The organism is Stenotrophomonas mori (genome assembly GCF_023556335.1).
Classification (GTDB): Bacteria; Pseudomonadota; Gammaproteobacteria; order Xanthomonadales; family Xanthomonadaceae; genus Stenotrophomonas; species Stenotrophomonas mori.
In genome coordinates this window covers 6,752-33,125 of sequence record NZ_JAIKTS010000004.1, presented here as the reverse complement: position 1 = coordinate 33,125, position 26,374 = coordinate 6,752, and the positions used below count along the sequence as shown (strand labels likewise).

Annotated in this window: 20 protein-coding genes and 1 pseudogene; 17 read left to right on the top strand and 4 right to left on the bottom strand. The window is 72.3% G+C overall.

The window, feature by feature from the left end; translation table 11 throughout:
- Window positions 1-230 precede the first annotated feature (230 nt).
- The 11 genes from K5L01_RS11450 to K5L01_RS11400 all read left to right on the top strand — a co-directional run bounded on the left by K5L01_RS11450 (window position 231) and on the right by K5L01_RS11400 (window position 16,777).
- Window positions 231-2,480, top strand: coding sequence for a TonB-dependent receptor (locus K5L01_RS11450; protein WP_250064639.1), 2,250 nt, complete (start codon window positions 231-233; stop codon window positions 2,478-2,480).
- 19 nt (window positions 2,481-2,499) lie between these two features.
- Window positions 2,500-4,035, top strand: a complete 1,536-nt coding sequence (locus K5L01_RS11445; RefSeq protein WP_250064638.1) for an amino acid permease — start codon at window positions 2,500-2,502, stop codon at window positions 4,033-4,035.
- The gene (locus K5L01_RS11440) at window positions 4,032-5,471 is read left to right on the top strand and encodes an amidase family protein (protein WP_272494189.1); all 1,440 of its coding nucleotides are present in this window, start codon (window positions 4,032-4,034) and stop codon (window positions 5,469-5,471) included. The genes K5L01_RS11445 and K5L01_RS11440 overlap by 4 nt, the downstream gene beginning before the upstream one ends.
- On the top strand, window positions 5,471-6,118 hold the full coding sequence (locus K5L01_RS11435) for an FMN-binding negative transcriptional regulator (protein WP_250064637.1): 648 nt from the start codon (window positions 5,471-5,473) through the stop codon (window positions 6,116-6,118). Before K5L01_RS11440 ends, K5L01_RS11435 begins: the two co-directional genes overlap by 1 nt.
- Window positions 6,115-7,104, top strand: coding sequence for an alpha/beta hydrolase (locus tag K5L01_RS11430; RefSeq protein WP_250064636.1), 990 nt, complete (start codon window positions 6,115-6,117; stop codon window positions 7,102-7,104). Before K5L01_RS11435 ends, K5L01_RS11430 begins: the two co-directional genes overlap by 4 nt.
- Window positions 7,101-9,098 (top strand): S9 family peptidase, encoded by a 1,998-nt coding sequence (locus K5L01_RS11425; protein ID WP_250064635.1) that lies wholly within the window; start codon window positions 7,101-7,103, stop codon window positions 9,096-9,098. The genes K5L01_RS11430 and K5L01_RS11425 overlap by 4 nt, the downstream gene beginning before the upstream one ends.
- Window positions 9,095-9,943 carry a pyrroline-5-carboxylate reductase gene (gene proC, locus K5L01_RS11420; RefSeq protein ID WP_336254130.1) on the top strand — a complete coding sequence of 283 codons (849 nt, stop codon included), beginning with the start codon at window positions 9,095-9,097 and terminating at the stop codon, window positions 9,941-9,943. Before K5L01_RS11425 ends, proC begins: the two co-directional genes overlap by 4 nt.
- Window positions 9,944-10,019: 76 nt before the next feature.
- Window positions 10,020-11,480: a Wadjet anti-phage system protein JetA family protein gene (locus K5L01_RS11415; protein WP_250064634.1), complete on the top strand. Its 1,461-nt coding sequence runs from the start codon at window positions 10,020-10,022 to the stop codon at window positions 11,478-11,480.
- A complete protein-coding gene (locus tag K5L01_RS11410; RefSeq protein WP_250064633.1) occupies window positions 11,477-12,103 on the top strand; it encodes a DUF4194 domain-containing protein in 627 nt (208 codons plus the stop codon). Before K5L01_RS11415 ends, K5L01_RS11410 begins: the two co-directional genes overlap by 4 nt.
- Entirely contained in the window at window positions 12,090-15,521 is a 3,432-nt protein-coding gene (locus K5L01_RS11405) for an SbcC/MukB-like Walker B domain-containing protein (RefSeq protein WP_250064632.1), read from the top strand. The genes K5L01_RS11410 and K5L01_RS11405 overlap by 14 nt, the downstream gene beginning before the upstream one ends.
- Window positions 15,518-16,777, top strand: coding sequence for a Wadjet anti-phage system protein JetD domain-containing protein (locus tag K5L01_RS11400; protein WP_250064631.1), 1,260 nt, complete (start codon window positions 15,518-15,520; stop codon window positions 16,775-16,777). The genes K5L01_RS11405 and K5L01_RS11400 overlap by 4 nt, the downstream gene beginning before the upstream one ends.
- Window positions 16,778-17,160: 383 nt before the next feature.
- On the opposite strand, the gene gloA is transcribed toward K5L01_RS11400, so the two are convergent.
- The gene (gloA, locus tag K5L01_RS11395; RefSeq protein WP_250064630.1) at window positions 17,161-17,679 is read right to left on the bottom strand and encodes a lactoylglutathione lyase; all 519 of its coding nucleotides are present in this window, start codon (window positions 17,677-17,679) and stop codon (window positions 17,161-17,163) included.
- Window positions 17,680-18,104: 425 nt separating this feature from the next.
- Here gloA and K5L01_RS11390 point away from each other — a divergent pair, with 425 nt between their 5' ends.
- The 5 genes and pseudogenes from K5L01_RS11390 to K5L01_RS14980 all read left to right on the top strand — a co-directional run bounded on the left by K5L01_RS11390 (window position 18,105) and on the right by K5L01_RS14980 (window position 23,875).
- Window positions 18,105-18,506 (top strand): CopL family metal-binding regulatory protein, encoded by a 402-nt coding sequence (locus K5L01_RS11390; RefSeq protein ID WP_250064629.1) that lies wholly within the window; start codon window positions 18,105-18,107, stop codon window positions 18,504-18,506.
- Window positions 18,507-18,601: 95 nt separating this feature from the next.
- Entirely contained in the window at window positions 18,602-21,310 is a 2,709-nt protein-coding gene (locus K5L01_RS11385; RefSeq protein ID WP_250064628.1) for a TonB-dependent receptor, read from the top strand.
- Window positions 21,311-21,365: 55 nt separating this feature from the next.
- Window positions 21,366-22,058 (top strand): PepSY domain-containing protein, encoded by a 693-nt coding sequence (locus K5L01_RS11380; protein ID WP_250064627.1) that lies wholly within the window; start codon window positions 21,366-21,368, stop codon window positions 22,056-22,058.
- A pseudogene (locus tag K5L01_RS14985) lies at window positions 22,055-22,996 on the top strand (2Fe-2S iron-sulfur cluster-binding protein); the annotation flags it as partial. The gene K5L01_RS11380 and the pseudogene K5L01_RS14985, both read left to right, overlap by 4 nt.
- Window positions 22,997-23,281: 285 nt before the next feature.
- Complete coding sequence (locus K5L01_RS14980; RefSeq protein ID WP_425603892.1) at window positions 23,282-23,875, top strand: hypothetical protein; 594 nt, start codon at window positions 23,282-23,284, stop codon at window positions 23,873-23,875.
- Between the two features lie 324 nt (window positions 23,876-24,199).
- On the opposite strand, the gene K5L01_RS11370 is transcribed toward K5L01_RS14980, so the two are convergent.
- The 3 genes from K5L01_RS11370 to K5L01_RS11360 are packed head-to-tail and all read right to left on the bottom strand — an operon-like array spanning window position 24,200 to window position 26,076.
- Window positions 24,200-24,712 carry a DUF411 domain-containing protein gene (locus tag K5L01_RS11370; protein ID WP_250064625.1) on the bottom strand — a complete coding sequence of 171 codons (513 nt, stop codon included), beginning with the start codon at window positions 24,710-24,712 and terminating at the stop codon, window positions 24,200-24,202.
- Window positions 24,713-24,766: 54 nt separating this feature from the next.
- Entirely contained in the window at window positions 24,767-25,075 is a 309-nt protein-coding gene (locus K5L01_RS11365; RefSeq protein ID WP_250064624.1) for an EF-hand domain-containing protein, read from the bottom strand.
- A gap of 59 nt (window positions 25,076-25,134) precedes the next feature.
- Entirely contained in the window at window positions 25,135-26,076 is a 942-nt protein-coding gene (locus K5L01_RS11360) for a copper resistance protein B (protein ID WP_425603891.1), read from the bottom strand.
- Between K5L01_RS11360 and K5L01_RS14975 the strand changes: the two genes are divergently transcribed.
- Window positions 25,957-26,374: hypothetical protein (locus K5L01_RS14975; protein WP_425603896.1), on the top strand; the 418-nt coding region annotated here is incomplete at its 3' end. The genes K5L01_RS11360 and K5L01_RS14975 overlap by 120 nt on opposite strands.

Sequence of the window (26,374 nt, the reverse complement as noted above, 5' to 3'; positions counted from 1 at the left end):
TTGAACATGGGGGCCGCAGATTCTGCGTTTTTCGTCCGCAGGATTGCCCTGTTCTACGGAAATTATCAGTACAAGTCCTTTTGAATCAATTACTTGTGTAGGTTTTGTCTCCCGCGGATTCTGCTGGACAGCGGTGGCGGTTTTCACTTTCACTCGGTCCCAGCCACGTTTGCCGCCGCGCGGGAAAGTGACCCGCCGGCTCCATCCACCGCCATCCGGGGACCGTGCCAATGCCTTCGCCACTCCATGTCCGCAAGCTCACCCACGCCATCCGTCTCGGTTGCTGCCTCGGCCTGGCCAGTGCCGGCGCCTGGGCGCAGGAGGCGGCACCGGCCGCTCCCGGCCAGGAACCGGCACGAACGCTGGACGCGGTGGTGGTCACCGCCGGCAAGCTGAAGGAGTCGGTGCGCGAGATCGCCGGCTCGGCCTCGGCGGTCACCGACCAGCAGCTGCAGGACCTGGGCGCGCAGTCGCTGGCCGACTACATCCAGCGCACCCCGGGCGTGGTGTTCAACAACTACCAGCCCGGCACCTCGCATGTGGTGATGCGCGGCATCGCCACCAATGCCGGCAACGTGCAGGGCCAGCCCACCACCGGCTACTTCCTCAACGAGGTGCCGCTGACCGAGCCGGGCTGGACCATCGCCATCCCCGACATCGATGCCTTCGACCTCAACCGGGTCGAGGTGCTGCGCGGCCCGCAGGGCACGCTGTTTGGTTCGGCGTCGATGGGCGGTGCGGTCAACTACATCGCCAACGTCGCCGACAGCGGCGGCTTCGACGCCGCGGCCGAGGCGACGCTGAGCCGGACCCGCAACGCCGACCTCGGCTACGCCGCCAAGGCGATGGTGAACGTGCCGATCCGGCAGGACCTGCTGGCGGTGCGCGCGGTGGCCCAGCGCCGCGACGATCCCGGCTTCCTGGACAACATCGGCACCGGCCGCAAGGGCGCCAACTCCACCACCCTGGACGGTGGCCGGCTGTCGCTGGTGCTGACCCCCTCCGAGGCCACCACGCTGACCTGGCTGAGCCTGGTGCAGCGCGTGGACAACGACGACAACAGCTACCGGATCGCCGGCCTCGGCGAACTGCAGCGCGCCACCGCGCTGCCCGAGTTCACCAACACCCGGGTGACCGTGCACAGCCTGCGCCTGGACCAGGACCTGGGCTTCGGCGATTTCACCGCGCTGGCGGCCTGGCAGAAGAAGCAGCAGGACTGGCGCTTCGACTTCACCCCGCAGCGGGCCGCCTACAACGCCGACCTCGGGCTGGACCTGGCCACGCCGCTGTACATCGAGTCGGGCGGGCAGAGCCGCGGCCAGAGCCTGGAAGTGCGGCTGTCCTCGCATCCGGGCGGGCGCATCGACTGGCTGGTCGGCGGCATGTACTTCGATTCGGACAAGGACCTCTACGAACGCATCGGGGCCGAGGGCGCGGCGGCCGCGTTCGACCGCTCGCCGCTGTTCGGGCCGGGCAGCGGCGCGGTGATCGCGCCGGGCGGAGAGGTCTTCAACGCCTTCCGCACCGACCTGGGCGGCTCGGAGGTGGCGCTGTTCGGCGAGGCCAGCGTGCATTTCGGCGCGCAGTGGAAGGCCACGGTCGGCGGCCGCCTGTTCCGCAACACGGTGCGCACCGCCGACGTGCAGTCCGGCTTTTCAACCTGGCCCGGCGCACCGACCGGTTCCCGCCAGCGCACCCGCGAAGAGGGCTTCAACCCCAAGGTCTCGCTCAGCTGGCAGCCGAGCGCGGACCTGATGGTCTATGGCCTGGTCTCGGAGGGGTTCCGCTTCGGCGAACCGAACACCACCGGGCTGAGCGCCTATCCGGTGCCGTCGGGCTCGCGCAGCGACAGCCTGGTCAACTACGAACTGGGCGCCCGCAGCGCATGGGCCGACGGGCGCCTGCTGCTGGACGCGACCCTGTTCTACGTGGACTGGAAGGATGTCCAGCTGCGCCTGCAGACGCCGGACTTCTACAACTACGCCAGCAATGGCGGCAAGGCCTACAGCCGCGGTGTCGAGTTCGCCGCCACCTGGCGGCCGCTGGAGGCGTTCGAGTGGCAGACCACCGCGACCTGGCAGCACGCGCGCCTGGACGAGGACCTGTTCATCCTCTGGTACGGCACCGCGCCCAAGGGTTCGCAGCTGCCCGGGTCGGCCGACTGGGTGGTGAGCAACCTGCTGAGCCACCGTTTCGGCGGGCGCTTCCAGCCGATGCTGTCGCTGTCGCACCAGTACGTCGGCAGCGGCATCAGTGACCTCAATTCGGCGGTGCCGGGCATCGTCCGCAACCGCCAGGGCAACTACAACCTGTTCGACCTGCGCTACCGGATGACCTTCGGCAGCACCGACGTCACCGTGTTCGGCAGCAACCTCACCGACAAGCGCGGCATCACCCGCAGCGTGGCCGAGACCAACGGCGTCGGCGAGGGCCTGGTGCGGCCGCGCACGGTCGGCGTGACCGTGCATTGGCGCTACTGAGCCGATGGACGGGACATCCGTGAAGACGCGCCCGCTGGGGCGCTGGCAGCTTGCGGCCCGGCGCAAGCCGCTGGAGGCGGTGGTGGCCGACGGCGAGCGGGCCGGCCTGCACCGCCGCCTCGGCGCCGGCAGCCTGCTGGTGCTGGGCGTGGCCAACATCCTCGGTGCCGGCATCTACGTGGTGACCGGCACCGCGGCGGCCAGCTTCGCCGGCCCCGCGGTGGTACTGGCCTTCGTGCTGGCGGCGCTGGCCTGCGGCTTCACCGGGCTGTGCTATGCCGAGCTGTCCTCGGTGATCCCGGTGTCCGGCTCGGCGTACTCGTACTGCCAGGTGACCCTGGGCGAGGGGGCGGCGTGGGCGCTGGCGTGGATGATCATCCTGGAGTACCTGCTGGCCGCCGCCGCGGTGGCCGCCGGCTTCTCCGGCTACCTGGTCAGCCTGCTCGGCGACCTGCAGGTGCATGTGCCGGCGGCCTGGGCCACGTCCACCGTGACCGCGGCGCAGCAGGCCGGGCATACCCGGCTGGACTTCAGTGGCGGCCTCAATGCGGTCGCCGCGCTGGCGGTGGCGGCCGCGGCGGCGGTGCAGATCGCCGGGGTCGGGCGTTCGGCGCTGGCCAACCTGGTGCTGGTGCTGGTCAAGATCGCGGTGCTGCTGGCGTTCGTGGCGGTCGGAGCGATGTTCGTCGATGCGGCCAACTGGCGGCCGTTCCTGCCGGCCAACGAAGGCGGCTTCGCCTATGGCTGGCCGGGGGTGATGCGTGCGGCGGCGATGCTGTTCTTCGCCTACCTGGGCTTCGAGACGGTCTCGATGGCCGCCGCCGAAGCGCGCCAGCCGCGCCGCGACGTGCCGATCGGCATCCTCGGATCACTGGTGGTGTGCACCGTGCTGTACATCACCGCCGGCGTGGTGCTGACCGGGCTGGTGCCGTTCCGGGAACTGGGCGTGCCCGACCCGGTCGCACTGGCGGTCGACCGGATCGGCTGGCCGGGATTCGCGGTGCTGATCAAGATCGGCGCCCTGACCGGTCTCGGCTCGGTGCTGCTGGCCAATGCCTACGGGGCCTCGCGGATCAGCCTGAGCATCGCCCGCGACGGCCTGCTGCCGTCCTTCTTCGCCCGCGTGCACCCGCGGCTGGGCACGCCGTGGCTGGCCAGCGTGGCCTTCGGCACCGCGAGCGCGCTGCTGGCCGCGCTGCTGCCGATCGACATCCTCGGCGACCTGATCTGCCTGGGCATCGCCTCGGCCTTCATCGTGGTGTGCGTGGCGGTCATGTGGCTGCGCTCGACGCGGCCGGAGCTGCGCGGCGGCTTCCGCGTGCCGCTGGGCGGGGTGCGGATCGGCCGGTGCTGGATCGGCGTGGTGCCGGTGCTGGGCATCGTCATGTGCCTGGCGATGATCGCGCCGGTGCTGGGCGACATGCTCGGCCAGGCGCGCCGCGGCGACATCCTTCCGGCAGTCCTGCTGCTGGCCTATGTACTCGCCGGCGCGGCGGTCTACCTCGGTTATGGCCAGCGCCGCGCACGCCGGCACCTGCAGGATCCCCCACGATGAGCTTCATGGATTTCCCCCTGGCCCAGGCATTGCAGCTGGGCCATCTGGACGCGCACGCGCAGCAGGCGCTGGTGCGTCGCGGCGACCTGTCGCCGGCCGAACTGACGGCGGCGGGCATCGTCCGCGCGCGCCACCTGGACCCCTTTCTGGGGGCGCTCAGCCACGCCGATTTCGACGCCGCGGCGCGCCGTGCGGCGCAGGTGGACCCGGCCACGGCGATGCCGGGCGTGCCCTGGCTGCCCAAGGATTCGCTGCGCTATCCGGGCATGCCCACGCGTGGCGGCTCGCGCGCGCGCAGTGCCGTGCCGGCCACCGACGCGCCGCCGTTCGCGCGCCGCTTCGACGCCTGCGGGCTGGTGGCGATCGGCAAGAGCGCGATGCCGGAGTTCGGGCTGATGGGCTCCACCGAACCGTTGCTCGGCCCGGTCACGCGCAACCCCTGGGCACCGGCGCATTCGCCGGGAGGGTCCAGTGGCGGCGCCGGCGCGGCGCTGGCCGCGGGCATCGTGCCGCTGGCCCATGGCAGCGACGGCGCCGGCTCGATCCGCATTCCCGCGTCGGCCTGCGGCGTGGTCGGGCTCAAGCCCGGGCGCGGGGCGACGGTGGCGGTGCGCGGCCGGCATGCGATCGAGGACCTGATCGTCGCCGACAGCCTGATGTCGCGGAGCGTGCGCGACACCGCCTGGGCGTTCGCCGCCGCGCACCCGCAGGCCGGTGCCGGTGCGGAAGCGCCGGTGCGCCCGCCGCGGCGGCTGCGCATCGGCGTGGTCGGCGAGGCCCTGCCCGGGCTGGCGCCGGATCCGGCGGTGGCCGCGGTACTGGAGGCCACCGCCACCTTGTGCATGTCGCTGGGGCACGCGGTCGAGGCCGCGCACTACCCGGTGCCCGGCAGCGAAGTCTGGCAGGCGCTGTACACGCTGTGGTCGCGGCTGGGGCTGGACGCGGTGGAGCTGGCGGTGGCCGATGGCGGCGAGCGCTTCGCCGCGGCCGCACTGGAGCCGTGGACCCACGGCCTGGCGCAGTACCACCGCAGCCACTGCGGCATCGCCGAACTGGAGCAGGCGTTCACCCTGCTGGGCGCGCTGCCGGGCGCGTTCGCGGCCTTCCACCGATGCTTCGACGTGCTGCTGACGCCGGTGCTGAGCGGCCCGCCGCCGCGCCTGGGCGAGCTGGCGCCGGACCGGGAGTTCGAGCACCTGCTTCCGGCGATGTTCCATTGGATGGGCTATACGCCGCTGCAGAACCTGGCCGGCACTCCGGCCATCTCGCTGCCGCTGGGGCAGGCCGGCGCGCTGCCGGTGGGCGTGCAGTTCGCCGCCGACCGCGGGCAGGAAACGCTGTTGCTGCAGCTGGCCGCCGAACTCGAACAGGCCGCGCCCTGGCGCGACCGCTGGCCCGCGATCTCCGTGGCCACCGCATTGAAGGAACTGAACTGATGGGACATGTACGCGACCGCCGTTACGCGCCCCGCGGCCAGGACGATGTCCTGCGCCTGCTGGCCGCCCACCCCTTCGCCTGGCTGGTGTCGGCCGGAGGCGAGGATGCCGCGTTCACGCCGCTGCCGCTGCGCGCCGAATGCGATGCCGCCGGGCACCTGGTGGCGCTGCGCGGGCACCTTGCACGGCGCAACCCGCATGTGGCGCGCCTGCGCCGCGACGGCCGCGCCCAGGCCCTGGTGATGGGACCGCAGGCCTATGTCTCGGCCAGTTGGCTGGACGACCGTACCCAGGCGCCGAGCTGGAACTACGTGGCGGCGATGTTCGACCTGGACGTGGTGGTCAGCGAGGAACCGGAGGCCATCCGCGGCGAGCTCGACGCGCTGGTCACGCAGATGGAGGCCGGGCGCCCGGGGGCCTGGGGGCTGGCGGACATGGGCGAACGCTACGCGCGCCTGGCCAGCGGGGTCAGTGCCCTGCGTGGAACGGTCCGCGAGGTGCGCGCCACCTTCAAGCTCGGACAGGACGAGGCCCGGCACGATTTCGCACAGCTGCTGGCGGGCCTGCAGGGCGCGGGCGAAGCGTCCCTGGTGGCGTGGATGCAGGCGTTCGCCGGCGATGCCGAGGCCGGTGGAGAGCGCGCATGAGCCGGAGCCTGCAGGCGCTGGATCCGCAGATCCGCCTGTTCATCGAGGACGTGTGCGATCGCGGCGCGCAGTTGGGGGCCGGCCGTGCATCGGGCTGGCCGGAGCGGCGCCGCATCGCGGTCCAGGCCCGCACGCGCTGGCGCGAGGGCGGCCCGGGCATGCACGCGCTGGCCGACATGCACCTGGAGTCGGCGCACGGCCCGTTCGCCGTGCGCGTGTTCTACCCGCAGGGCGCCACCGAGGACGCGCCGGCGCTGGTGTACCTGCACGGCGGCGGCTGGTGCATGTTCGGCCTGGACACCCACGACCGGGTGCTGCGCGAGTACGCCGCGGCGCTGGCCATGCCGGTGGTGGCGGTGGACTATGCGCTGGCGCCGGAGCACCCGTACCCGGCCGCGCTCGACCAGGTCGGTGCCACGCTGGCATGGCTGGCGGCGCACGGGCGCAGCGTCGGCATCGATGGCCGGCGGCTGGCGCTTGCCGGCGACTCGGCCGGCGCCAACCTCGCGGTGGCCGGCGCCCTGCGCCTGCGGGATGCCGGTGCGGCGGGGCAGGTCCGTGCGCTGCTGCTGAACTATGGCGCCTGGAGCCCGTCGCTCTCCGAGCACGCGCGGCGGACCCTGGGCACCCGCGGGGACATGCTCAGCGGCGCGGAGATGGACGAATTCTGGCGGGCCTATCTCGGTCCCGTGCCGGAGGCCGGCGCCGGACCGCTGGCGGCGCCGCTGCACGCGGACCTGCGCGGGCTGCCGCCGGCGCTGCTGCTGTGGGGCGACCGCGACGTGCTGGCCGAGCAGAACGCGGCGATGGTGCAGCGCCTGGACGCGGCCGGCGTGGCCGTTGCCAGCCGCGTCTATCCCGGCGCGCCGCACAGCTTCATCGAGGCGATGGCGGTGTCCGAGCAGGCACGCGACGCGATCGCCGAGGGCAGCCGCTGGCTGCGCCGGCACCTGACTTCCCCTCCATCGCAAGGACCTTCCGCATGATGCCGCTGCTGCAACGGATTCTCGCCACCGGCCTGCTGCTGGCCGCCCTGCCGGCCCCGGCAGCCACGCCGGTGCTGCCCACGCCCGAGAAGATCATGGCGCTGCGCAGCGTCGACGATCCGCAGATCGCTCCCGGCGGCGACTGGATCGCCTACACGGTGGGGACCCCGCAGGACGAAGGGCGGCCGCCGCGCCAGCGCGTCTGGCGGGTGCCGGCCACCGGCAAGGGCGCGGCCCGCGTGCTGCCGGCGCCGGAGACGGTCAGCGACACCCACCCGCGCTGGACGGCCGACGGCCGCCACCTGGACTTCCTCTCCGACCGCCCGCTGCCGGCGGCGGACGCGGACGGTGACGGCACCGTCGCCAGGCAGCAGGTCTGGCGGGTGGACGCGCAGGGCGACGATGCGTCGCCGCTGACCCGTTCCCGCGGCGATGTCAGCGCCTTCGAGGTGTCGCACGACGGTACCCGCATCGCCTACCTGGCGGCCGACCCCGTGGATGCCGCGGCCCGTGCCGCGCAGGCGGCGCGCGACGACGCCACCCGGGTGGAGCACCCGACCCGGTTCGTGCGCGCGTGGCTGCGCGACCTGCGCGACGGCCGTACCCGGCCGCTCACCGCCCCCGGCGTGCAGGTGCACGACCTGGCCTGGTCGCCGGACGGGCGGACGCTGGCGCTGCGGCTCTCCGAGGGCACCACCCTCAACGCGTACTGGTACCGCTCGCGGGTGGTGCTGGCCGATGCCGCCACCGGTGCGCTGCGCCAGGTGCTGGAGCCGCGCGCCTCGGCGCATCCGCTGCAATGGTCGCCCGACGGCCGCCGCCTGCTGTACGGCGAACTGGGCGAGCACGGCATGACCGCGCACCTGACCGTGCACCGCCTCGCCGACGACCGCCGCGTGCGCTTGGCGAGCGACTGGATGGGAACGCTGTGGCTGGCCCGCTGGCAGGACGACGGCACCGTGGTCGGCCTGGGCCAGCGCGGAGTGCGCGGGGCGTTCCTGCGGCTGGACCCGGACACCGGCGGCTGGACGGAGCTGGCCCGTCCGCAGATCCCCTCGGCGTCCTTCACCACCGCGCGCAACGGCCGCAGCGCCTACCTCGGGCTGCGCGACGACCAGCCGGCCGAGGTGTGGACCCTGGACCGGGGCCGGCTGACCGCCCGCACCGACACCCACCCGGAGGTGGCCGGCTGGGCGCATGGCCAGGTGCGCGAGCTGGAATGGACGTCCTCGCGCGACGGCCTGCGCATCACCGGGCTGCTGGTGACGCCACCGGGCTGGACGCGCGGCACGCCGCTGCCGACCCTGGTGCAGGGCCACGGGGGGCCGGCGTGGGCCTGGTGGTCGGGCTGGCTGGGCTCGTGGCACGACTGGGCGCAGCTGCTGGCGACCCACGGGTACGCGGTGTTCCTGCCCAACCCGCGCGGTTCCGAGGGCGGCGGCCACGCCTTCGCGGAAAGCGTGCGCAACGACTGGGGCGGCGGCGACTTCCAGGACATCCTCGACGGCGTCGACCTGCTGGAGCGGGAGGGCGTGATCGACCCGCAGCGGCTGGCGATCGGCGGCTGGAGCTATGGTGGCTACATGGCCGCCTGGGCGGTGACCCACAGTGCCCGCTTCAAGACCGCGATCGTCGGTGCCGGGGTGATCGACATCGGCGCGATGGCGCTGACCACCGACACTCCGGACTACCTGCCGGGCTATTTCGGCGATCCGGTGGCCAACCGCGCCGTGTACGACGCGCATTCGCCGATCCGCTTCGCCGACCGGGTCACGGTGCCGGTGCTGATCCTGCACGGTGACCAGGACCAGCGGGTGCCGCTGTCGCAGGGCGAGATGTTCTACCGCGCGCTGGTGTTCAACGGCACCCCGGTGGAGATGGTCCGTTACCCGCGCGGGCCGCACTGGTTCTTCGAGACCGCGCATGGCCGCGACGTGCAGCAGCGCGTGCTGGACTGGCTGGACGCGCGGCTGGGCGTGGAGCGGCCGCGGTGACGGAGTGCATCGAGGTCGCCTTCATCGGCGGCGGACACATGGCGCGCTGCCTGGCCCAGGGGCTGTGGCGGCAGGGCCGCGACCCGGCGCGGATCGTGGTCGCCGATCCGGACCCCGGCACCCGCCGCGCGCTGGCCGCGACGCTCGGCGTGCGGGTGACGGCGGACAACCACGACGCCGCGGGGGCGGCGCCGGTCTGGGTGCTGGCGGTCAAGCCGCAGGTCGCCGGGGCGGTCTGCCAGGCGCTGGCCGCGGTGGCGGCGACGCGGCGGCCGCTGGTGGTCTCGATCATGGCCGGCACGCCCTGCGCGCAGCTGCGGCACTGGCTCGGTACCGACCGGTTGGTGCGCAGCATGCCGAACCAGCCGGCGGCGATCGGTGCCGGGATCACCGGCCTGTACGCGGCGGAGGCACTGTCTCCCGCAGACCGCGCCACCGCCGAGTCGCTCTTCCACGGGGCCGGCGCCACCGTGTGGCTGCACGACGAGGCGCAGATGGCCGCGGTGACCGCGGTGGCCGGCAGCGGGCCGGCCTATGTCTACCGGCTGGCCGAGGCGATGGAGCATGCCGCCCGTGCCGAGGACCTGCCGCCGGAGACGGCGCGGCGCCTGGTGGTGCAGACCCTGCTCGGCGCCGCACGCCTGCTCGAGGTTGGCGACGAGGCCCCCGCGCGCCTGTGCGAACGGGTGGCATCGCGCGGCGGCACCACCGAGGCGGCGCTGCAGGTGCTCGACGCCGGCGGCTGGATGCCGCTGCTGGGGCGTGCCATCGACGCCGCCCGTGCCCGCGCCCAGGCGCTGGCACCGCCGGGACAGGCGCCGGCCGGGGCCGCCGCCGAGCGGTGAGGGCGGCGGTTCGCCGCGGCCGGGGGCTGTGCCACAATCGCCGCTGCACGGCAGGAAGCTGCAGGACCCCGACGTTTTGACCACCACCGCCTCCACGACCCCGCCGCCGCTGTTCTCGGTCGTGCCCGCCGGGATCTTCGGCCCGCTGGCCTCGGCCAACCGCCAGAACTACTGGTCGCTGCTGTGCCGGCTGTTCGACGAGTTCTTCGGCCCGGATGCACCGGTGCCGCCCAGCCATGGCTTTCCGCGCCGCGAGATCACCGCCGCGCTCGAGCGCTACCTGCTCGCCGACGACCCCTGGGACGACGAGGACGGGCAGGCTCCGGACGCGCCGCTGAACGTGCGCGCCAGCGCCATCCACGATCGCTTCCGCGGCGCCGGCTGGCTGCGCCAGGAACGCATCGGCGCGCGCGAGATGGTGACCATGCCGCCGATGGTGGCGCAGCTGCTGTCCACCCTGGTGGAGTTCAGCGAGCACGGGCCGACCTTCGTCTCGGCCAAGATGCGCTCGGTGGAGCTGCAGCTGCAGCAGGTCGCCGAGGGCCGGCTGGACGGCGGCATCCTCGACGAGGCCGCCGACCAGGCGCGCCGGCTGCTGGTGTCGCTGGCGTCGATGAGCCTGCAGGTGCGAGACCTGATGCCGGAGCTGAGCAAGGCCGAGACCACCGCGCAGTTCGCCCGGCAGTGGTTCGAGCGCTACGTCGGCCAGCTGTTCATCGGCGACTACGCCGAACTGCACCGTGCCGACCACCCGATGGCGCGGCGCAGCTCGATCCTGGCGATGGTGCAGCAGCTCGATACCGGTCCGCGGCGGGAAACGCTGGTGGCCTGGTACCGCGAGCATGTCACCGGCGGTGACGAGGCGCGCGCGCAGCAACGGCTGTCGCGCAGCCTCGGGCGCCTGCGCGAGCTGGAGCGCATCGACGAATACCTGGCCCGCCTGGACGAGGACATCCGCCAGGCCAACCGCCGCGCGCTGGCCTTCCTCGACTACCGGCTGCGCGCCCCCGACAGGCTCGACGTGCTGCTGCGCCGCGCCTGCCGCGGGGTGCTGTCGGCGCCGGAGGACGCGCTGCGGCTGCCGGTGGCACCGGGCCCGCTGATGGACGAGGCGCGCCTGCGCCCACCGCACCGCCGGCCGGCGCCGATCCCGCGCAGCGCCAACGCCACCGCGCCGCCCACGCCCGAACAGCTGGCGCGGCTGTCGCTGCTGCGGCGGATGAAGCGCGCGCGGCTGGTCAATGCCGAGGACATGGCGCGCTATGTCGGCCGCCACCTGCAGCATGCGGCGGTGGTCGAGTCGGCGCAGCTGGCCATCGCCAGCATTGAGGACCTTCGCGCCTACCAGACCCTGCTCACGCTCGCCCTGCGCGGCAACCGCATCGGTGGCCTGCGCCGCGAGGACCCGCTCGGCCGGCTGCTGCGCGGGATCCGCGTGGAACTGCTCGATGCCGGCAACGGCGACGACAACGACTACCTGCGCGGCCCGCGCTTCCGCATCCTGCGGGTCGGCGCGAAACTTCCGGAAACCGCATGAAACGCAGCTGGAACACCCTGAGCCAGATGTCCAACGGCACCTATGCCGTGCAGGACTTCGAGCGCGCCGCCTACCGCCTGGCCACCGAGCAGGTGCTGTACGCCGCCGATGCGCGTTCGCGCGTGGCCTACCACCTGGTCGAAGACCACTACGCCGACTTCGTCGCCGCGCTGGAGCCGCTGGGCATCCGCCTGGAGCGCAACGCGCACTACCGCTACGTGGTGGCGCTGCCGGCGCACGGCGAAGGTACGGCGGTGACCCTGCACGAAACCCTGGCGCTGCTGGTGCTGCGCCAGCGCTACGACGAAGCCATGCGCCAGGGCCTGATCGAGGACCACGGCGAAGTGGTGGTGGAACTGCCGGAACTGCAGGAGAGCTGGCAGGCGTTGACCGGCCGCGCGATGCCCGACGTCGGCGCGCTGCGGGAACTGGCGCGCACGCTCAAGCGCTGGGGCGTGGGCCGGCTGGTGGACTCGGAAAGCGACGACCCGCAGCCGTTCCACCTGCGCGTGCGCCCGGCCATCGTCGAGATCGTCGGCGAACAGTGGCTGCAACGGCTGGACCAGCACAACCGCGACGAAGCGGGCGACGCGGACACGGAGGACGACGATGCAGCAGCTTGAGCGCGTCCACCTGGTGCAGTTCTTCCTGTTCGAGGCGCAGAGCCTGCAGCTGGATGCGACCAGCGCCATCATCGCGCCCAACGGTGCCGGCAAGAGCGCGCTGCTCGATGCGCTGCAGATCGTGCTGCTGGGCGGCGACCGCAGCCGCATCCGCTTCAACGCGCAGGCCGGCGGCAGCCACCGCGCGCGCACCATCCGCGATTACTGCCTGGGCGTGTTCCGCAGTGGCGAGGAAGGACGCAAGCGGCGCACCGCCACCACCTACATTTCGCTGGTGTTCCGCGACACCGCGACCGGCGTGCCGCTGACCGCCGGCATCGCGCTGGGCGCCTCGGTCGACGAGCCCGAGCACCGCACCCACGGCCTGTACCTGCTGCCGGGCGTGGCGCTGGAGCTGGACGAGCACCTGGAGCGGGTCGGCGGCAAGGAGCTGCCGCTGGCCTGGAGCACCTTCCGCGAACACATCGCGCGCCGCTGCAAGGAGGTGGGCGAAACGCCGCAGCTGCATCCCAATGCCGAGCGCTTCCTGCGCGACCTGCTGCTGCGGCTGCGCGCCGGCCCGTCGGCCAGCCCCGACCTCAACGCCTACCGCAAGGCCTTCCTCAACGCGCTGAACCTGCAGCGCGTCGAGGACGTGGACCTGTTCGTGCGCACCCTGGTGGCCGAGGACCGGCCCACCGACATCGCCCGTTTCCGCGCGCTGCTGGACAGCTTCCGCCAGATCAAGGAGAAGATCGAACAGGTCAAGCAGCGCATCGACGCCGCCGAGGGCGTGGAGCGCCAGTACGAGAAGATCGCCGGCCAGGCGACCCGCGCCGCGTCGGCGCGCGCACTGGCCGCCGAATACGCGCGCGACCTGTACAGCGAACAGCTCGACCAGGCCGAAGGCGCGCTCGTCGAGGCGGAAAGCGCCCTGGCCGATACCCGCCGCCGTCTCGCCGATACCCGTGTCGAGCGCGAGACCCTGCGCGAGGAGCAGGCGCGCGCCACTACCCGCCTGCAGGGCAGTGCCGGCTATGGCGAGCAGGCGCAGCTGGACGAACTGTCCGGCCGCGACCGCGAGCGCCTGGCACAGCTGAAGAAGGACCTGGCGCGCGAGATCGCGTTCGTGCGCGAGCAGTTCCGCCAGCTCGACGCGCTGACGCTGGACGACGTCGATGCGGACGCGCTGGCCGCCGCGCGCGCGGATTGGGACGTCTGGCATGCCGGATTGACGGCGCTGGCCGCCGAGGCGGCGCTGCCATGGACCCCGGACGAACTGTTCGCGCGCGCCCGCCAGGCGCTGCACGCGGCCGCACCGCTGCGCGAGCGCGTCGACCGCCATGCCCGCCAGCTGCATGCCGCGCACGACAAGGCGCGCGATGCGCTGGAGACGGCGCGGCAGAACCAGAAACGCCTGGCCGCGGGCCAGGCCGAGCTGCACCCGGACACGGTGCGGTTGATGAGCTACCTGCGCGAAGCCAATATCGACGCGCGCCCGGTCTGCGACCTGGTGCGGGTCACCGACACGACCTGGCAGCATGCCATCGAGGGGTACCTGCGCAGCAACGTCGAAGCCCTGCTGATCCCGGACAAGGACGAGGAACGGGCGGTCAAGCTGTACCGCGGCCTGTCCGGCGGGCGCTCGGTGTACGGCGTCAAGCTGGCACTGTCGAGCCAGGCGCGCCGCTCGCGCGGTGCCGAGGCGCCGGAGGCCGGCAGCGTCGCCGCGCTGCTGGAGGGCGTCAATGCCGATGCGCTGGCGTTCCTGCGCCGCCAGCTCGGCGAGCTGCGCTGCGTGGAGACCGAGGCCGACCTGGTGCGCAGCCGCCAGGGGCTGACCCGCGACGGCCTGCTGTCGCGCGGCGGCAGCATCGAACGCCTGCGCCTGCCGGCCGCGGGCGAGCTGCGCATCGGCGCGTCCGACAACCGTGCGCGCCTGCGGGTACTGCACGAGGAGATCGAGAAGGCCGAGCAGGAGGTGCGCCAGATCGAGCCGCGCCTGCGCCGGGTCGACGAGTGCCAGCGTGGGCTGGCGCGGCTGGCCGATGCCGATGCGGTGGCGCAGGCGCTGCATGAGCGGGTGCTCGAACACCGGCAGGTGGCCGAACGCTACCGCAGTGCGCAGGAAAGCCGCCTCGCCTCGCTCGATCCGGACCTGCTGCGCCTGTCCGAACAACTGCGCGAACTGAACACCCGGTTGGCCGACTGCGAGAAGCGCGCCGATGCGCTGGTCGGCCAGGAAGCGGTGGCCGCCGCCGACCTCGAACGCAGCCATGGCCTGCTCGACGGCCTGCGCCAGCAGGAAGCCCTGGTCGCGCGGCGTGCGGTGGAGGCCTTCGCCGATCCGGACGTCGATCCGAACCGGGTCGAACGCCAGCGCGAGGAGCTGGACGCGAAATTCCCGTCGCTGGAAGAGCGCGCGCAGCGCTGCGAGGAGCGCGCCAAGGACAGCGACGCCCAGCTTGGGCGGTTGGTGCCGGTGGCCTGGGGCGAGCTGGCGCAGTATGCCCGCGATCATGGCATCGAGCTGGATTTCCCTGCCGATGCCTGGCGGTCCGCGCGCAGCCTGCTGCAGCGCGAGTTGACCCAGCTGCGCGACACCGAGCTGGTGCAGTACGAGGAGGAAGCGCGCCAGGCCTACGCCACCGCCGTGGATACCTTCCGTACCGGCGTGGCCTCCACGCTGTACGACAACTTCACCCGGCTCAAGACCCAGATCGCCACGCTCAACCGCACCCTGCGCGCCAGCCCGGCGTTCTCCAACAACGAGCGTTACCAGTTCCATTACGAGGTGCTGCCGGAGTTCCGCGAACTGCACCGCTTCATCCAGCGTGCCGCGGACATCGGCGGCGAGGACACGCTGTTCGAGAGCGCCGGCCAGGTGCCGGAGGCGTTCCGCGCGCTGGTCGAGGACAAGGCGGCCACCCACGTGGCCAACTCGCCGCTGGACGACTACCGCCGCTTCTTCCGCTTCGAGGTGCAGATCCGCCAGGAGGACCGTGTCATCGGCAGTCTCAGCGAACGCATGCGCTCGGGCTCCGGCGGCGAGCACCGCGCGCCGCTGTACGTGATCGCCGGCGCCGCGCTGGCCGCGGCCTATGGCAAGAGCGAGGCGCATCCGGGCGGGCTGGGCCTGATCCTGCTCGACGAGTTCGGCGACAAGATCGACGCGCAGAATGCGCGCGCCACCACCAACTACCTGCGCTCGCTGGGCCTGCAGCTGGTGCTGGCGGCGCCGGATACCGCACAGGGCACGTTGTCGGGCGTGCTGGACAGCTACATCGAGCTGTTCCGCGACGGCGACCTGCTGCAGGCCGAGCGCATCGAAGTCACCGAGGCTGCGCGCACCCTGCTGTTGTCCGACCAGTTCGACCTGCATCCGGAACTGCTGGTGGCCGAGACCGGACGCATCGAACGCGAGCAGGCGGCGACATGAACACGCCGGCGCGGCCGGAAGACGATACGCCCGCAAGACGCGTACTCGAACGCCTGCTGCGCCGCGCCGACGCCGCCTCGTTGAAAGGCGAGGCGGCGTCGGTTTCGTTGTCGATGACCGGCAGCCGCGATGGCGTCGAATACCGCGCATTGAGCGGGGTAGCCGATTTCGAGGCATTCCACGCCCGTATCGCGCTGGCCGAGCGTGCCGGTGCGGTCACGGTTGAACGCGACCGCCACCGCGGCGACGGCGAGCGCCTGCTGCGCCTGAGCGTGCGCGACCTGTCCGCGCTGGCCCGGGACCTGCACGTCGAACTGCTGGGCGCGCGCGTGGCGCGGGCCGCAGACCTGCTGGCGCGGTGGCGATCATCCGGCGCCTGTGGAAGCCCGCCAGCAGGCGGCACCGGTTTTCCGGTCATTGCCGACGTCATCGAAGCCTGGGGCGCCGGCCGCAGGGTGCGCGGCCATGGCCCGGACGCCGCGCCCCATCTCGCCGCCGCCGCGCAGGCGGTGGTGGCCCTGCTCGCCGACGGACGCAACGACCGCATCCTGCGCAAAGCCAGCATCGCCCTGTTCGGCGACAGCAAGCGGCTGGAGGCATTGACCCCCTGGCTCGACCTGCTGCTCACCAGCGAGCTTGCGCCCAGCGGGCTGGAGGACGAACAGGTCTGGTCGGCACTGGGCCTGCGCAGGGAGCCGCAGCCCCTGCTGCTGGCCGGGCACGGCACGGTGGAACTGGACGATGGCAGCGGCCACGTCCTGCCGCGCCGCTGGCTGGGCTTCCCGGTGGATGCGGTGCGCGGGATCGCCACCCGCGTGGGCGCCTTGCTGAGCATCGAGAACCTTGCCAGCTTCCATGAAGCGGCGGCGATGCGCGGTGACGCCCCGGTGCTGTTGCTCTATACCGCAGGCATGCCGTCGCCGGCATGGCGGGGGGCCTATGCGCGCCTGCTAGCGGGGTTGCCGGCCGATGCCGCGCTCTATCACTGGGGCGACATCGACCGTGGCGGCTTCCGCATCGCCGCCAAGCTGGCCGAAACCGCGGGGCACGCCGGCCGCACCCTGCGCCCGTGGCTGATGGCTCCGCAGCACCTGCCGGCGGAGGTCGTCTCCGGCCGCGAGCCTCCCGCGCCCGCGGTGCTTGCCACGATGTGCCACTGGGCCGCGCGCGCAGGCTGGGACGAGGTGGCGGCAGGGCTGCGGTCGACGCCGTTGACGCTCGAACAGGAATGCCTGGCGCCACACCTTCCCGTGTAGCAGCGGACCGGGCGGGGCTTGGCGGGGGAGGCCCCAGCGGGGCGCGGCCCCGCTCTACAGGGGCGCGCGATGTCCGGTAGCGCCGGGCCATGCCCGGCGGAGCTTGACCGGGGAAGCCCCAGCGGGGCGCGGCCCCGCTCTACAGGGGCGCGCGATGTCCTGTAGCGCCGGGCCATGCCCGGCGGGGCTTGACCGGGGAGGCCCCAGCGGGGCGTGGCCCCGCTCTACAGGGGTGCGTGATGTCCTGTAGCGCTGGGCCATGCCCGGCGGGGCCTGGCCGGGGAGGCCGCAGCGGGGCGTGGTCCCGCTCTACAGGGGCGCGCGATGTCCTGTAGCGCCTTGCCCTGCCCGGCGGGGCCTGGCCGGGCAAGGCGGCCGGGGCTTCAGCGGTGGCTGATGATCTCCACCCAGTAGCCGTCGGGGTCCTTGATGAAGGCGAGGTTCTTCATGCGGCCGTCGTGCAGGCGCTTCTGGAAGGTCACGCCCAGTTCCTCGAAGCGTGCGCAGGCCGCTTCCAGGTCCGGGACCGACACGCAGATATGGCCGAAGCCGCGCGGCTCGCTGTTGCCGTCGTGGTAGACCGGGCCCTGCTGGCGTTCGGTGCCGTGGTTGTGGGTCAACTCGAGCACGCCGGGAATGCCGGCCAGCCACCGCTGGCGTTCGGCTGGGTCCTCCGGAATCTGCGTTGCGGCGGAGACATGGGCCAGGAAGTAGAGGCTGAACGCGGCATCGGGGAAGTCGCGGGTCTCGACCAGGCGGAAGCCGAGCACGCGGGTGTAGAAGTCCAGCGAGGCGGCAATGTCCTTGACCCGCAGCATGGTGTGGTTGAAGACGAAGCCGGTGGTTTCGGCCGGCGGCTGCGCGGCGACGCCGGGGAGCCGGGTGCGGGAATCGGGCGGCATGGGAGGGGTCCTGTTGCGGTGGATGGGAGGTTGGGCGGTGTCGCCGGCGGATCAACCGGGTGGTTGCATCCGCAAGCGTCGATGCGTGCAGAACGTTACACGAGCAAGCGTTTTCCCCGCGAAAAACCGCGCTCGCGTGCCCAGGCGGGAAAAAACCGTGCGACAGGCGGCGGGCATCTTGGCGCGGGCCGGAGCGCTGGCTATGCTGCGTCGCAGGATAGCCGTCGCTGCAGCGCAGGCAACCGGGCCCCGGTTGCCGTCCCCGCGTTGCGGTGCAAACGGCGCCGGTACAAGGGGTGTACCGCGGATCGCGCAGGCCGCGCATCGAAGGACCGACACATGCCGGGTGCCCGCTCGATTGACAGGCTTTCTCCGGACGCGCTATTGATTGTATGTATATACATTACGAGGACCGTCCGCGCCCCATGCCGTACCGCTGCTGGCTGCCATTGCTGCTGATCTGCGTGCTTGCAGCCGAAGGCGTGCTCGGGGCCTGGGCGGGCGGGCGCATGGCGCTTGATGCGCTGGCCAGCGTGGCCGATGGCCGCGGCGGGGCCGCCGCCGCTGAATGCTCCCCGGTGGTCCCGGCCACGTCCGCGGTTCCGGCGCATGCCGGCCATGGCGGCCGGCTCGACGGTGGTGCGGGCGACTGCACCTGTGTCGATGCCATGGGCTGCGAATGCGTCTGCGTGCTGGCCCTGTATCCCCCCACGACGGTCGCGCTGTTCGCCGGCAGGTACCCGCCCGTCGCGTTCGATGCCGCCGTGCCGGCGCCGCAGTTGCCGGCAAGCAAGCTCTCCCGGGTATTCCGACCTCCCATCGCCTGAGCCGAGTGTTCCGCGTCGCGATGACGCCGTTGCACCTTCGTGCGCGCCGATGAGCGCGCTCAGCCCAGAGATGCTTCCCCAGTGGGAGAGAGACCATGTACGTGAAGTCCCATGCCCTGGCCGCGGCCATCGGCAGTGTAATGACCGTGGCCGCCATCCAGGCCGCCCAGGCACAGGAAAACCAGGCACAGGCCGCCCGCACGCTCGATGCGGTGCAGGTCACCGGCAGCCACATCAAGCGCGCGCAGTTGTCCGGCGTCGGCCCGGTCAGCGTGGTGGACGCCGAGGCGATCGCCCGCTCCGGCGCTACCTCGGTGGAGACGCTGCTGCAGCGCCTGCCGGCCTCGGCCGGCTTCGCCGGCAGCCAGAGCAATGCCTACTGGGCCGAGAACGGCTACGGCACCACCCAGGTCAACCTGCGCGGCCTGGGCACCAACCGCACCCTGGTGCTGCTCAACGGCCGGCGCATCGTCAACGGCGGCACCGGCGCCAACAGCTCGGTCGACCTGAACGTCATTCCGGTGGCGCTGATCGAGCGCGTGGAAGTGCTCAAGGACGGTGCGTCGGCGATCTACGGCGCCGATGCGGTGGCCGGGGTGGTCAACATCATCACCCGGCAGGGCTTCGACGGCGCGGAGCTGGCGGTGCGGCATGGCCAGACCCGCCACGGCGACGGCGAGGAAACCTCGGTGGACGTCAGCTGGGGCGTCACCGGCGAGCGCGGTTCGCTGATGGCGGCGGTCAACTACTACGACGGTGGTGCGGTCAACATGGCCTCGCGCGCGCCCTGCGGCCTGACCGAGTCCGACGGTCGGCTGGTGTGCGCGGGCAGTTCGGCCACCGTGGGCGGACGTGCGCTGCTGGCCGACAACAGCAGCGTGAACTTCAACCAGGTGCCGGGTGGCGATGGCGACTTCTACGAGCCGTACTCGGCGGCCAAGCACAACTACAACGGCAATCCCACGCTCAACGCGGTCAACCCGATCGAGCGCCTGAGCTTCAGCGTGTTCGGCGACAGCCGCGTCAACGACAGCACCGAGGCCTTCGTCGAACTGATGTACACCAACCGCCGCTCGCGGCAGCTGGCGACCAGCGGTGCGCTGGGGGTGTACCGGCCGATCACCCTCGCCGCCGACCACCCGACCAACCCCACCGGCCAGGACCTGCTGCTGCAGCGGCGGCGCCTGGAAGAGGCCGGTCCGCGCCACTTCGCCCAGGAGACCGATACCTGGCGGGTGGTCGCCGGCCTCAAGGGCCAGCTCGGAACCAGCTGGGACTGGTCGGCCGCGTTCAACTGGGGCCGCAACACCGGGGTGGACGGTTCGGACAACGTCGCCAACCTCGACCGCGTCCAGCAGACCCTGGACCGCTCGCTGTGCAGCCCGGTGCCCGGTGCCGCCATCCCCTGCGGCGACTACCTCGGCTACGGCGACCTGAGCCGCGAGGTGCTGGACTACATCCTGTACAGCTCGCGCGATACCGGCGGCAACGAGCAGAAGAGCTTCACCGCCAACCTCAGCGGCCAGTTGTTCGAGCTGCCGGCCGGCTGGGTCGGCTTCGCCGCCGGCCTGGAAGTGCGCAAGGAACGCGGTTGGCGCGATCCGGACATCCTGACCGTGCTCGGTACCGGCAACACCAACCAGCAGGACCCGATCCATGGCCAGTACACCGCCAAGGAAGTGTTCGCCGAGCTGGCGATCCCGCTGCTGCAGGAGAGCGTCGTCGCCGATTCGCTGTACCTCAACCTCGCCGGGCGGGCGTCGGACTACGACCTGTTCGGCCGCGACTACAACTACAAGGCCGGGCTGGACTGGCAGGTCAATGACTCGCTGAAGCTGCGCAGCACCTATGCCACCGCGTTCCGCATCCCGAACATCCCCGAGCTGTTCGGGGGCATTTCCGAAGGCAACCTGACCACCACCGACCCCTGCAGCGGCTGGGCCGGCCTGCCGGCCGATTCGGTGGTGCGCGGCAACTGCCAGGCGCACGGGGTCCCGGCCGGCTACGTGCAGCCGGGCAACACCGTCCTCACCACCTCCGGCGGAAATGCCGGCCTGCGCCCGGAGGATGCGACCTCGTTGACCGCGGGCGTGGTGTGGACCCCGGGATTCGCGCCGGGCCTGACGCTGACGCTGGACTACTACGACATCCGCATCAGGAACGCGATCCAGCGCATCGCCGGCTCCACCAAGCTCGCCATCTGCTACAACACCCCGGGCCTGGCGCATCCGTTCTGTGATGCCGCCAACTTCACCCGCAATCCGCGCACCGGCGAGGTGGACTACCTGTCCGCGCAGCCGGTGAACGCGGCCAACGAGCGGATCAGCGGTGTCGACCTGGGGGCGCTGTACGAGTTCGACGCCGGCGGCTTCGATGCCAGCATCAGTGCCGATGTGTCCTACCTGCAGCGGTACGACGTGCGCCCGTATGCCGGGGCCGATGTCATCGAGTATGCCGGCAGGATCACCGGCGGCCGCGGCAGCTATGCCACGTGGCGGGGGCTGGTGGCGCTGAACGCCGGACGCGGGCCATGGTCCGGAACCTGGTCCACGCAGTACATCGGCCGTGCCGAGGACATCAACGCCGCGCGCGGCGATATCGGCGACCACGCGCCGTCGGTGTTCTACCACAACCTCCAGCTCAAGTACGCGGTGAGCAAGGCACTGGAGGTTTCGCTGGGCGTGGACAACGTCTTCGACAGGAAGGCGCCCTTCATCCAGAGCTACACCGACGCCAATACCGACACCATGACGTACGACCTCCTGGGTCGCCGCTGGTACGCGCGCATCGGCTACCGCTGGTGACCGTCGGCGCCCCGCCGTGCACCGGCGGGGCGCGACGCCGAGTGAGGACGACTTGATGAAACCCGCATTCTGGGCACGCCGTGCCCACAAATGGATCGGACTGGTGATCGGCGTGCAGGCGCTGCTGTGGATGCTGAGCGGCGTCTACATGACGGTGGTGCCGCTGGACGTGATCCACGGCGACCACCTGGCGCACGTGCACGGCACGCCCCTGCCACCGCGGGCGGGGCGTGTCGATGCCGACGCCCTGCTGGCGCGCTACCCGCAGCTGCAATCGTTCCGGCTCAAGCACGTGCTGGAGCGGGAGGTCTATGAAGTACGCCTGGACGGCGCGCGGTTCCTGGTCGATGCGGGCAGCGGCGAGCGTGTCCCGCGGCTGGACCGCGACGCGGCGGTCGCGCTGGCGCGTTCGCTGTACCAGGGGACCGGCACGGTGACGCACGCCGAATGGATCACGCGCGCGCCGGCGGAAGTGAAGACCCGCCCGCTGCCGATGTGGGCCGTGCACTTCGACGACCGCGGGCGGAGCACGCTGTACCTGTCGCCGGACAGCGGCGAGCTGCTGGCGCGTCGGCACAGCCTGTGGCGCTGGTTCGACTTCGTGTGGATGTTCCACATCATGGATTACGAGAACCGGACCGACGTCAACAACGCCCTGCTGCGCGTGGCGTCGCTGCTCGGCCTGGGCTTCGCGCTCAGCGGCATCTGGCTGCTGCTCTACAGCTTCGGCAAGCGGAGGCCGGCATGACGCCCTGGATGCGTACCCTGCACAAGTGGGTGGGCCTGCTCGTCGGCCTGCAGTTCGTGGTGTGGCTGGGCAGTGGCCTGATGATGGGCCTGCTCGATCCGGAGCGGATCGACGGCACCGCGCAGCGTGCGCCGCAGGCCGCGCTTCCGGCATGGCCGGCGGGCACGGTGTCGGCGACCGCCGCGCTGCGCGGGGCCCGGCAGCCGGCGGCGACGCTGGACAGCGGCTGGCTGCTCGGCCGGCCGGTCTACCGCCTGCAGTCGCCGGAGGGCACCGAGGTGATCGACGCGCGGGACGGCCATCGCATCGCCATCGACGCGACGACCGCACTGCGCGTGGCCCAGGCCGGCTACCGGGGCGAGGGCATGCCGTCGGCTCCCCGCTACCTGGAGAAGAGCCTGGAGACCCGCGCCCATCCCGATCCGGTATGGCGGGTGGACTTCAGCGACGCGCAGGACACGACGGTCTATGTGTCCGCGCACAGCGGCCAGGTGCTGGAGCACCGCACCGCCACCTGGCGGCTGTTCGACGTCTTCTGGATGCTGCACATCATGGATTACGGCGAGCGGGTGGACTTCAACAACCCGCTGCTGGTGGGCATGGGCGTCGGCGGACTGTGGCTGGCGCTGACCGGCCTGTGGCTGCTGGTGGCGAGCTTCCGCCTGCACGAGTTCGTTCCCCACCGCTGGCGCCGGCGGCGGCAGCTGAAGGTCTATGCCCCCGGGGGCACGCACCTGCGCACGGTGGCCGCCGCCCGTGGCGACAGCGTGTACCTGGCGCTGGCGCGGGAAGGGCTGAACCTGCCGTCCAACTGCGGGGGCGGCCAGAGCTGCGGCCTGTGCGAGGTGCGTGTGCGTGGCGATGCCGGCAAGGCGAGCGCGTCGGACCGCGCGCACCTGGCCGAGGCGAGGGTGAAGGTCGGTTGCCGGCTGGCCTGCAACCTGCCAGTGGACGGCGACCTGGAGATCGAGGTGGCCGGCGGCGCCGGGTTGTGGAGCGAGCACCGTGCCACGGTGGTCAAGGTACGGGCGGTGACGCCGTTCCTGCGCGAGATCCACCTGCGCCCGGAACGGGTGGCCGACGCGGCGTTCCAGCCGGGGGGCTATCTGCAGCTGCACGTGCCCGAGTACGCGTTGCCGCGCAGTGCGCTGTGGTACCCGGAGGCGCACCGCGGGGACTGGGCACCGTTGCCGCTGCCGGACAGGCTGCGCAACCGGGCGCCGGTGCGGCGCTCCTACTCGCTGGCCGCGCCCCTGCAGGCCAGCGGCGGCGACCTGGTGCTGCTGGTGCGCTTCAGCCCCGGCTGGCCGGAGAAGAAGCGGCATCCACCGGGCCGGGGATCGAGCTGGCTGTACACCCTGCGCGAGGGCGACGCGCTGCGCTACAGCGGGCCGTTCGGCGACTTCGCGCTGAGCGGTACCGCGCGCGAGAAGGTGTTCATCGGTGCGGGCGCGGGGATGGCGCCGCTGCGCGCGATGATCCAGCAGCGCCTGCAGGAGGGCGGCCGCGAGCGCATCCATTTCTGGTACGGCGCCCGCACCCCGCGCGATTGCCCGTATGCGGAGCAGATGCAGGCGCTGGCCCGCCAGCATCCCGACTTCAGCTGGCACCCGGTGTGGTCCGGCGAGGACAGCGGTGGCGTCCCGCGGCGCGTGCACGATGCCGTGTACGAGGACCTGCTGCGCGTGCACCCGGACCTGTCCGCCTGCGAGTTCTACCTGTGCGGGCCACCGGGGATGCTGTCGGCCACGCGCCAGCTGCTGCGCACGCTGGGAGTGGCGGACTCGCGGATCGCCTGCGACGACTTCAAGATCTGACCGGGAGCACGCGGGGCCGGCCGTCCTCCGTCGGCAGCCACCGGCGGAGGACGCGCGTCACCGGCCAGGCACGCTTGCCTGGCCGGCGTACCGGACGGGGTCGCGATGATCCGGCCCGCGGCCGTCGGTGCGTGCGCGGGACCGGCCGCCCACGGACGGCCAGCGCGGCCGGCGCGGAAGGCCGGGCATCGCGGTCACGGATGTCCGCGCCCGCCTGCGCGCCCGGCTCCCTGCACATGCACGGGGCCGGGAACGCTGTTCGGGCGATGGAGCGGGGCCGCCTCTCCCGTGGGCGATGGAGCGGCCTTCATCGGGACGGACGCGTCAGTCGTGGTGCGAGAACGCGCTCAGGCGACCGTCCTCGCCCAGCAGTGCCACGCTGAAGGGCTGGCGGTAGCCGTCCGGCGACTCCATGCCGGGCGAACCGATCGGCATGCCCGGCAGCACCAGGCCGCGGGCCGGGGGACGCTCGGCCAGCAGTGCCCGTACCGCCGTGGCCGGAACGTGGCCTTCGACCACATAGCCGTCGATCTCCGAGGTGTGGCACGACAGCATGCCGTCGCCGATGCCGAGGCGACGCTTCACCGCGGCCATGTCGCGGGTATCGCGGATTTCCACGGGAAAACCTGCAGCGCGCATGTGCTCGGCCCAGCCGCCGCAGCAGCCGCAGTCCGGATCCTTGTGCACGATCACCGTCGGCAGCGCGGTGGACGCTGGCGCGCTGTCGGCCGTGCCGGCGGGGGTGCCGGGCGCCGGGGTCGCGTTGCAGGCGCTCATCAGCAGGCTGCCGCCGGCCAGGGCCAGCACGCACAGGGACGGTCTTGAGAACAGTTTCATCGAAGGGACTCCGTGTAGGGAGCCGCGCCGGACACGGCCGGCGCGGCGGGGGATCTACAGCATCGACATGCCGTGCTTGAACTCGCCGAGGTCGAGCCGGCCATCGTGGTCGGCGTCGCTCATCCCGAAGTGCGGCAGCAGGGCATGGTCGGCCGGCAGCTCCTGGCGGGTGACGAAGCCGTCGCCGTCACGGTCCAGGCGCTTGAACGCCGCTTCGAGCGCGGCGTCGTCCGTCCCTGCGGCCGTTCCGGCGGAGTGCGCGGCGGGCGCGTGCCTGCCGTGGCCGGCATGTGCGGACTGGGCCAGGGCGGTCGGGGCGAGGGTGGCGAGGGCGGTGAGCAACAGGGAATGCATGATCTTCATGGGCGTTCCTTGGGAGGCGGTGGGCGGTGGCGCGCGGACTGCGCGCCACCGCCCGGTGGTCAGAACCAGAAGCGGACGCCGGCGACCCAGCGCGAGTCGCGGGCCGCTTCACCGGCATCGCGGTGCAGGTCGGCGGTGCGTCCGAACCTGCGCTCGTGCACGAAGCCGATGTAGGGGGCGAAGCGGCGGGTGATCTCGTAGCGCAGGCGCAGGCCCGCCTCCACCTGGCCCAGGCCGCGTCCGACGCCGCGGTGCGGGTCGTCGTCGGCCGCCACACGGGCCTCCAGGCCCGGTTGCAGGATCAGCCGGTTGCTCAGCAGCAGCGTGTACTCGGCCTCCACGTCCAGCTCGGCCCTGCGGCGCCCGCCCAGGTAGGCGGTGGCCGAGAACTCGAACTTGTAGGGCGCCAGGCCCTGCACGCCGATCGCCGCCCGGGTCAGGCCGCGGGCGTCGCCGCCATCATGGCGCACGCCGGCGACCACGTCCCACCAGGGCGAGATCGCGTGGCCATGGAGTGCGTCCAGCGACCATGCGTCGAGCCGCCCCGCAGTGCGTTGCCCGCCGCTGCGCAGCCACAGGCGGTCGATGTCGCCGCCGAACCAGCCCTTGGCGGCCCAGGCCTGGCCGCTGCCATGGGCGTTGTTCCAGGCTTCCAGGTGATCGACCAGCACCAGGCTGTTGAAGCCGGGCGCATGTTCCATCGCATGCGGAGCGAGCGTGGGGAAGGCGGCGGCGAGGTCGGCGGCGGTCGGCGCGGGGATGGGGGTGCGCGGCGCCTGCAGGGTCGCGGTGCCATGGCCGGCGTGGTCGCCGTGTGCCCCATGCGCGCCGGGCGTACCCGCGTCGGCAGGGGCGGCCGGCGGGGTCGGTGCGTGGCCGCCATGCAGGGCGTGTCCGGCGTGGGCGTCATGGGATTGGGCGGGCTCGCCGGCTGGCGCCTCCATCGCATGGCCCGCATGCGGATCCGCAGCGTGCGGCCCTGCATGGGATGCAGGCTCCATGTGCGCGGCGTGGTCGGCCGGCATGCCGGGTTGGCCGGGGGAGCCGGCCGGCGCATCGTGGCCCGCATGCGGGTCGTTCGCCATGACGACGCCGCTCTGCGGTGCATGGCTGGCATGCGGGTCGTTCTCCGCGGCTTGGGCGGCGACCGGTGCATGGCCCGCGTGTGGATCCGCAGCGTGCGGCCCTGCATGGGATGCAGGCTCCATGTGCGCGGCGTGGTCGGCCGGCATGCCGGGTTGGCCGGGGGAGCCGGCCGGCGCATCGTGGCCCGCATGCGGGTCGTTCGCCATGACGGCA

Coding starts and splice junctions, on each gene's coding strand:
- K5L01_RS11450 (WP_250064639.1), top strand. CDS start 231: ATGCCTTCGCCACTCCATGTCCGCAAGCTCACCCACGCCATCCGTCTC.
- K5L01_RS11440 (WP_272494189.1), top strand. CDS start 4,032: ATGAGCTTCATGGATTTCCCCCTGGCCCAGGCATTGCAGCTGGGCCAT.
- K5L01_RS11435 (WP_250064637.1), top strand. CDS start 5,471: ATGGGACATGTACGCGACCGCCGTTACGCGCCCCGCGGCCAGGACGAT.
- K5L01_RS11430 (WP_250064636.1), top strand. CDS start 6,115: ATGAGCCGGAGCCTGCAGGCGCTGGATCCGCAGATCCGCCTGTTCATC.
- K5L01_RS11425 (WP_250064635.1), top strand. CDS start 7,101: ATGATGCCGCTGCTGCAACGGATTCTCGCCACCGGCCTGCTGCTGGCC.
- K5L01_RS11410 (WP_250064633.1), top strand. CDS start 11,477: ATGAAACGCAGCTGGAACACCCTGAGCCAGATGTCCAACGGCACCTAT.
- K5L01_RS11405 (WP_250064632.1), top strand. CDS start 12,090: ATGCAGCAGCTTGAGCGCGTCCACCTGGTGCAGTTCTTCCTGTTCGAG.
- K5L01_RS11400 (WP_250064631.1), top strand. CDS start 15,518: ATGAACACGCCGGCGCGGCCGGAAGACGATACGCCCGCAAGACGCGTA.
- gloA (WP_250064630.1), bottom strand. CDS start 17,679: ATGCCGCCCGATTCCCGCACCCGGCTCCCCGGCGTCGCCGCGCAGCCG.
- K5L01_RS11390 (WP_250064629.1), top strand. CDS start 18,105: ATGCCGTACCGCTGCTGGCTGCCATTGCTGCTGATCTGCGTGCTTGCA.
- K5L01_RS11385 (WP_250064628.1), top strand. CDS start 18,602: ATGTACGTGAAGTCCCATGCCCTGGCCGCGGCCATCGGCAGTGTAATG.
- K5L01_RS11380 (WP_250064627.1), top strand. CDS start 21,366: ATGAAACCCGCATTCTGGGCACGCCGTGCCCACAAATGGATCGGACTG.
- K5L01_RS11370 (WP_250064625.1), bottom strand. CDS start 24,712: ATGAAACTGTTCTCAAGACCGTCCCTGTGCGTGCTGGCCCTGGCCGGC.
- K5L01_RS11365 (WP_250064624.1), bottom strand. CDS start 25,075: ATGAAGATCATGCATTCCCTGTTGCTCACCGCCCTCGCCACCCTCGCC.
- K5L01_RS11360 (WP_425603891.1), bottom strand. CDS start 26,076: ATGGAGCCTGCATCCCATGCAGGGCCGCACGCTGCGGATCCGCATGCG.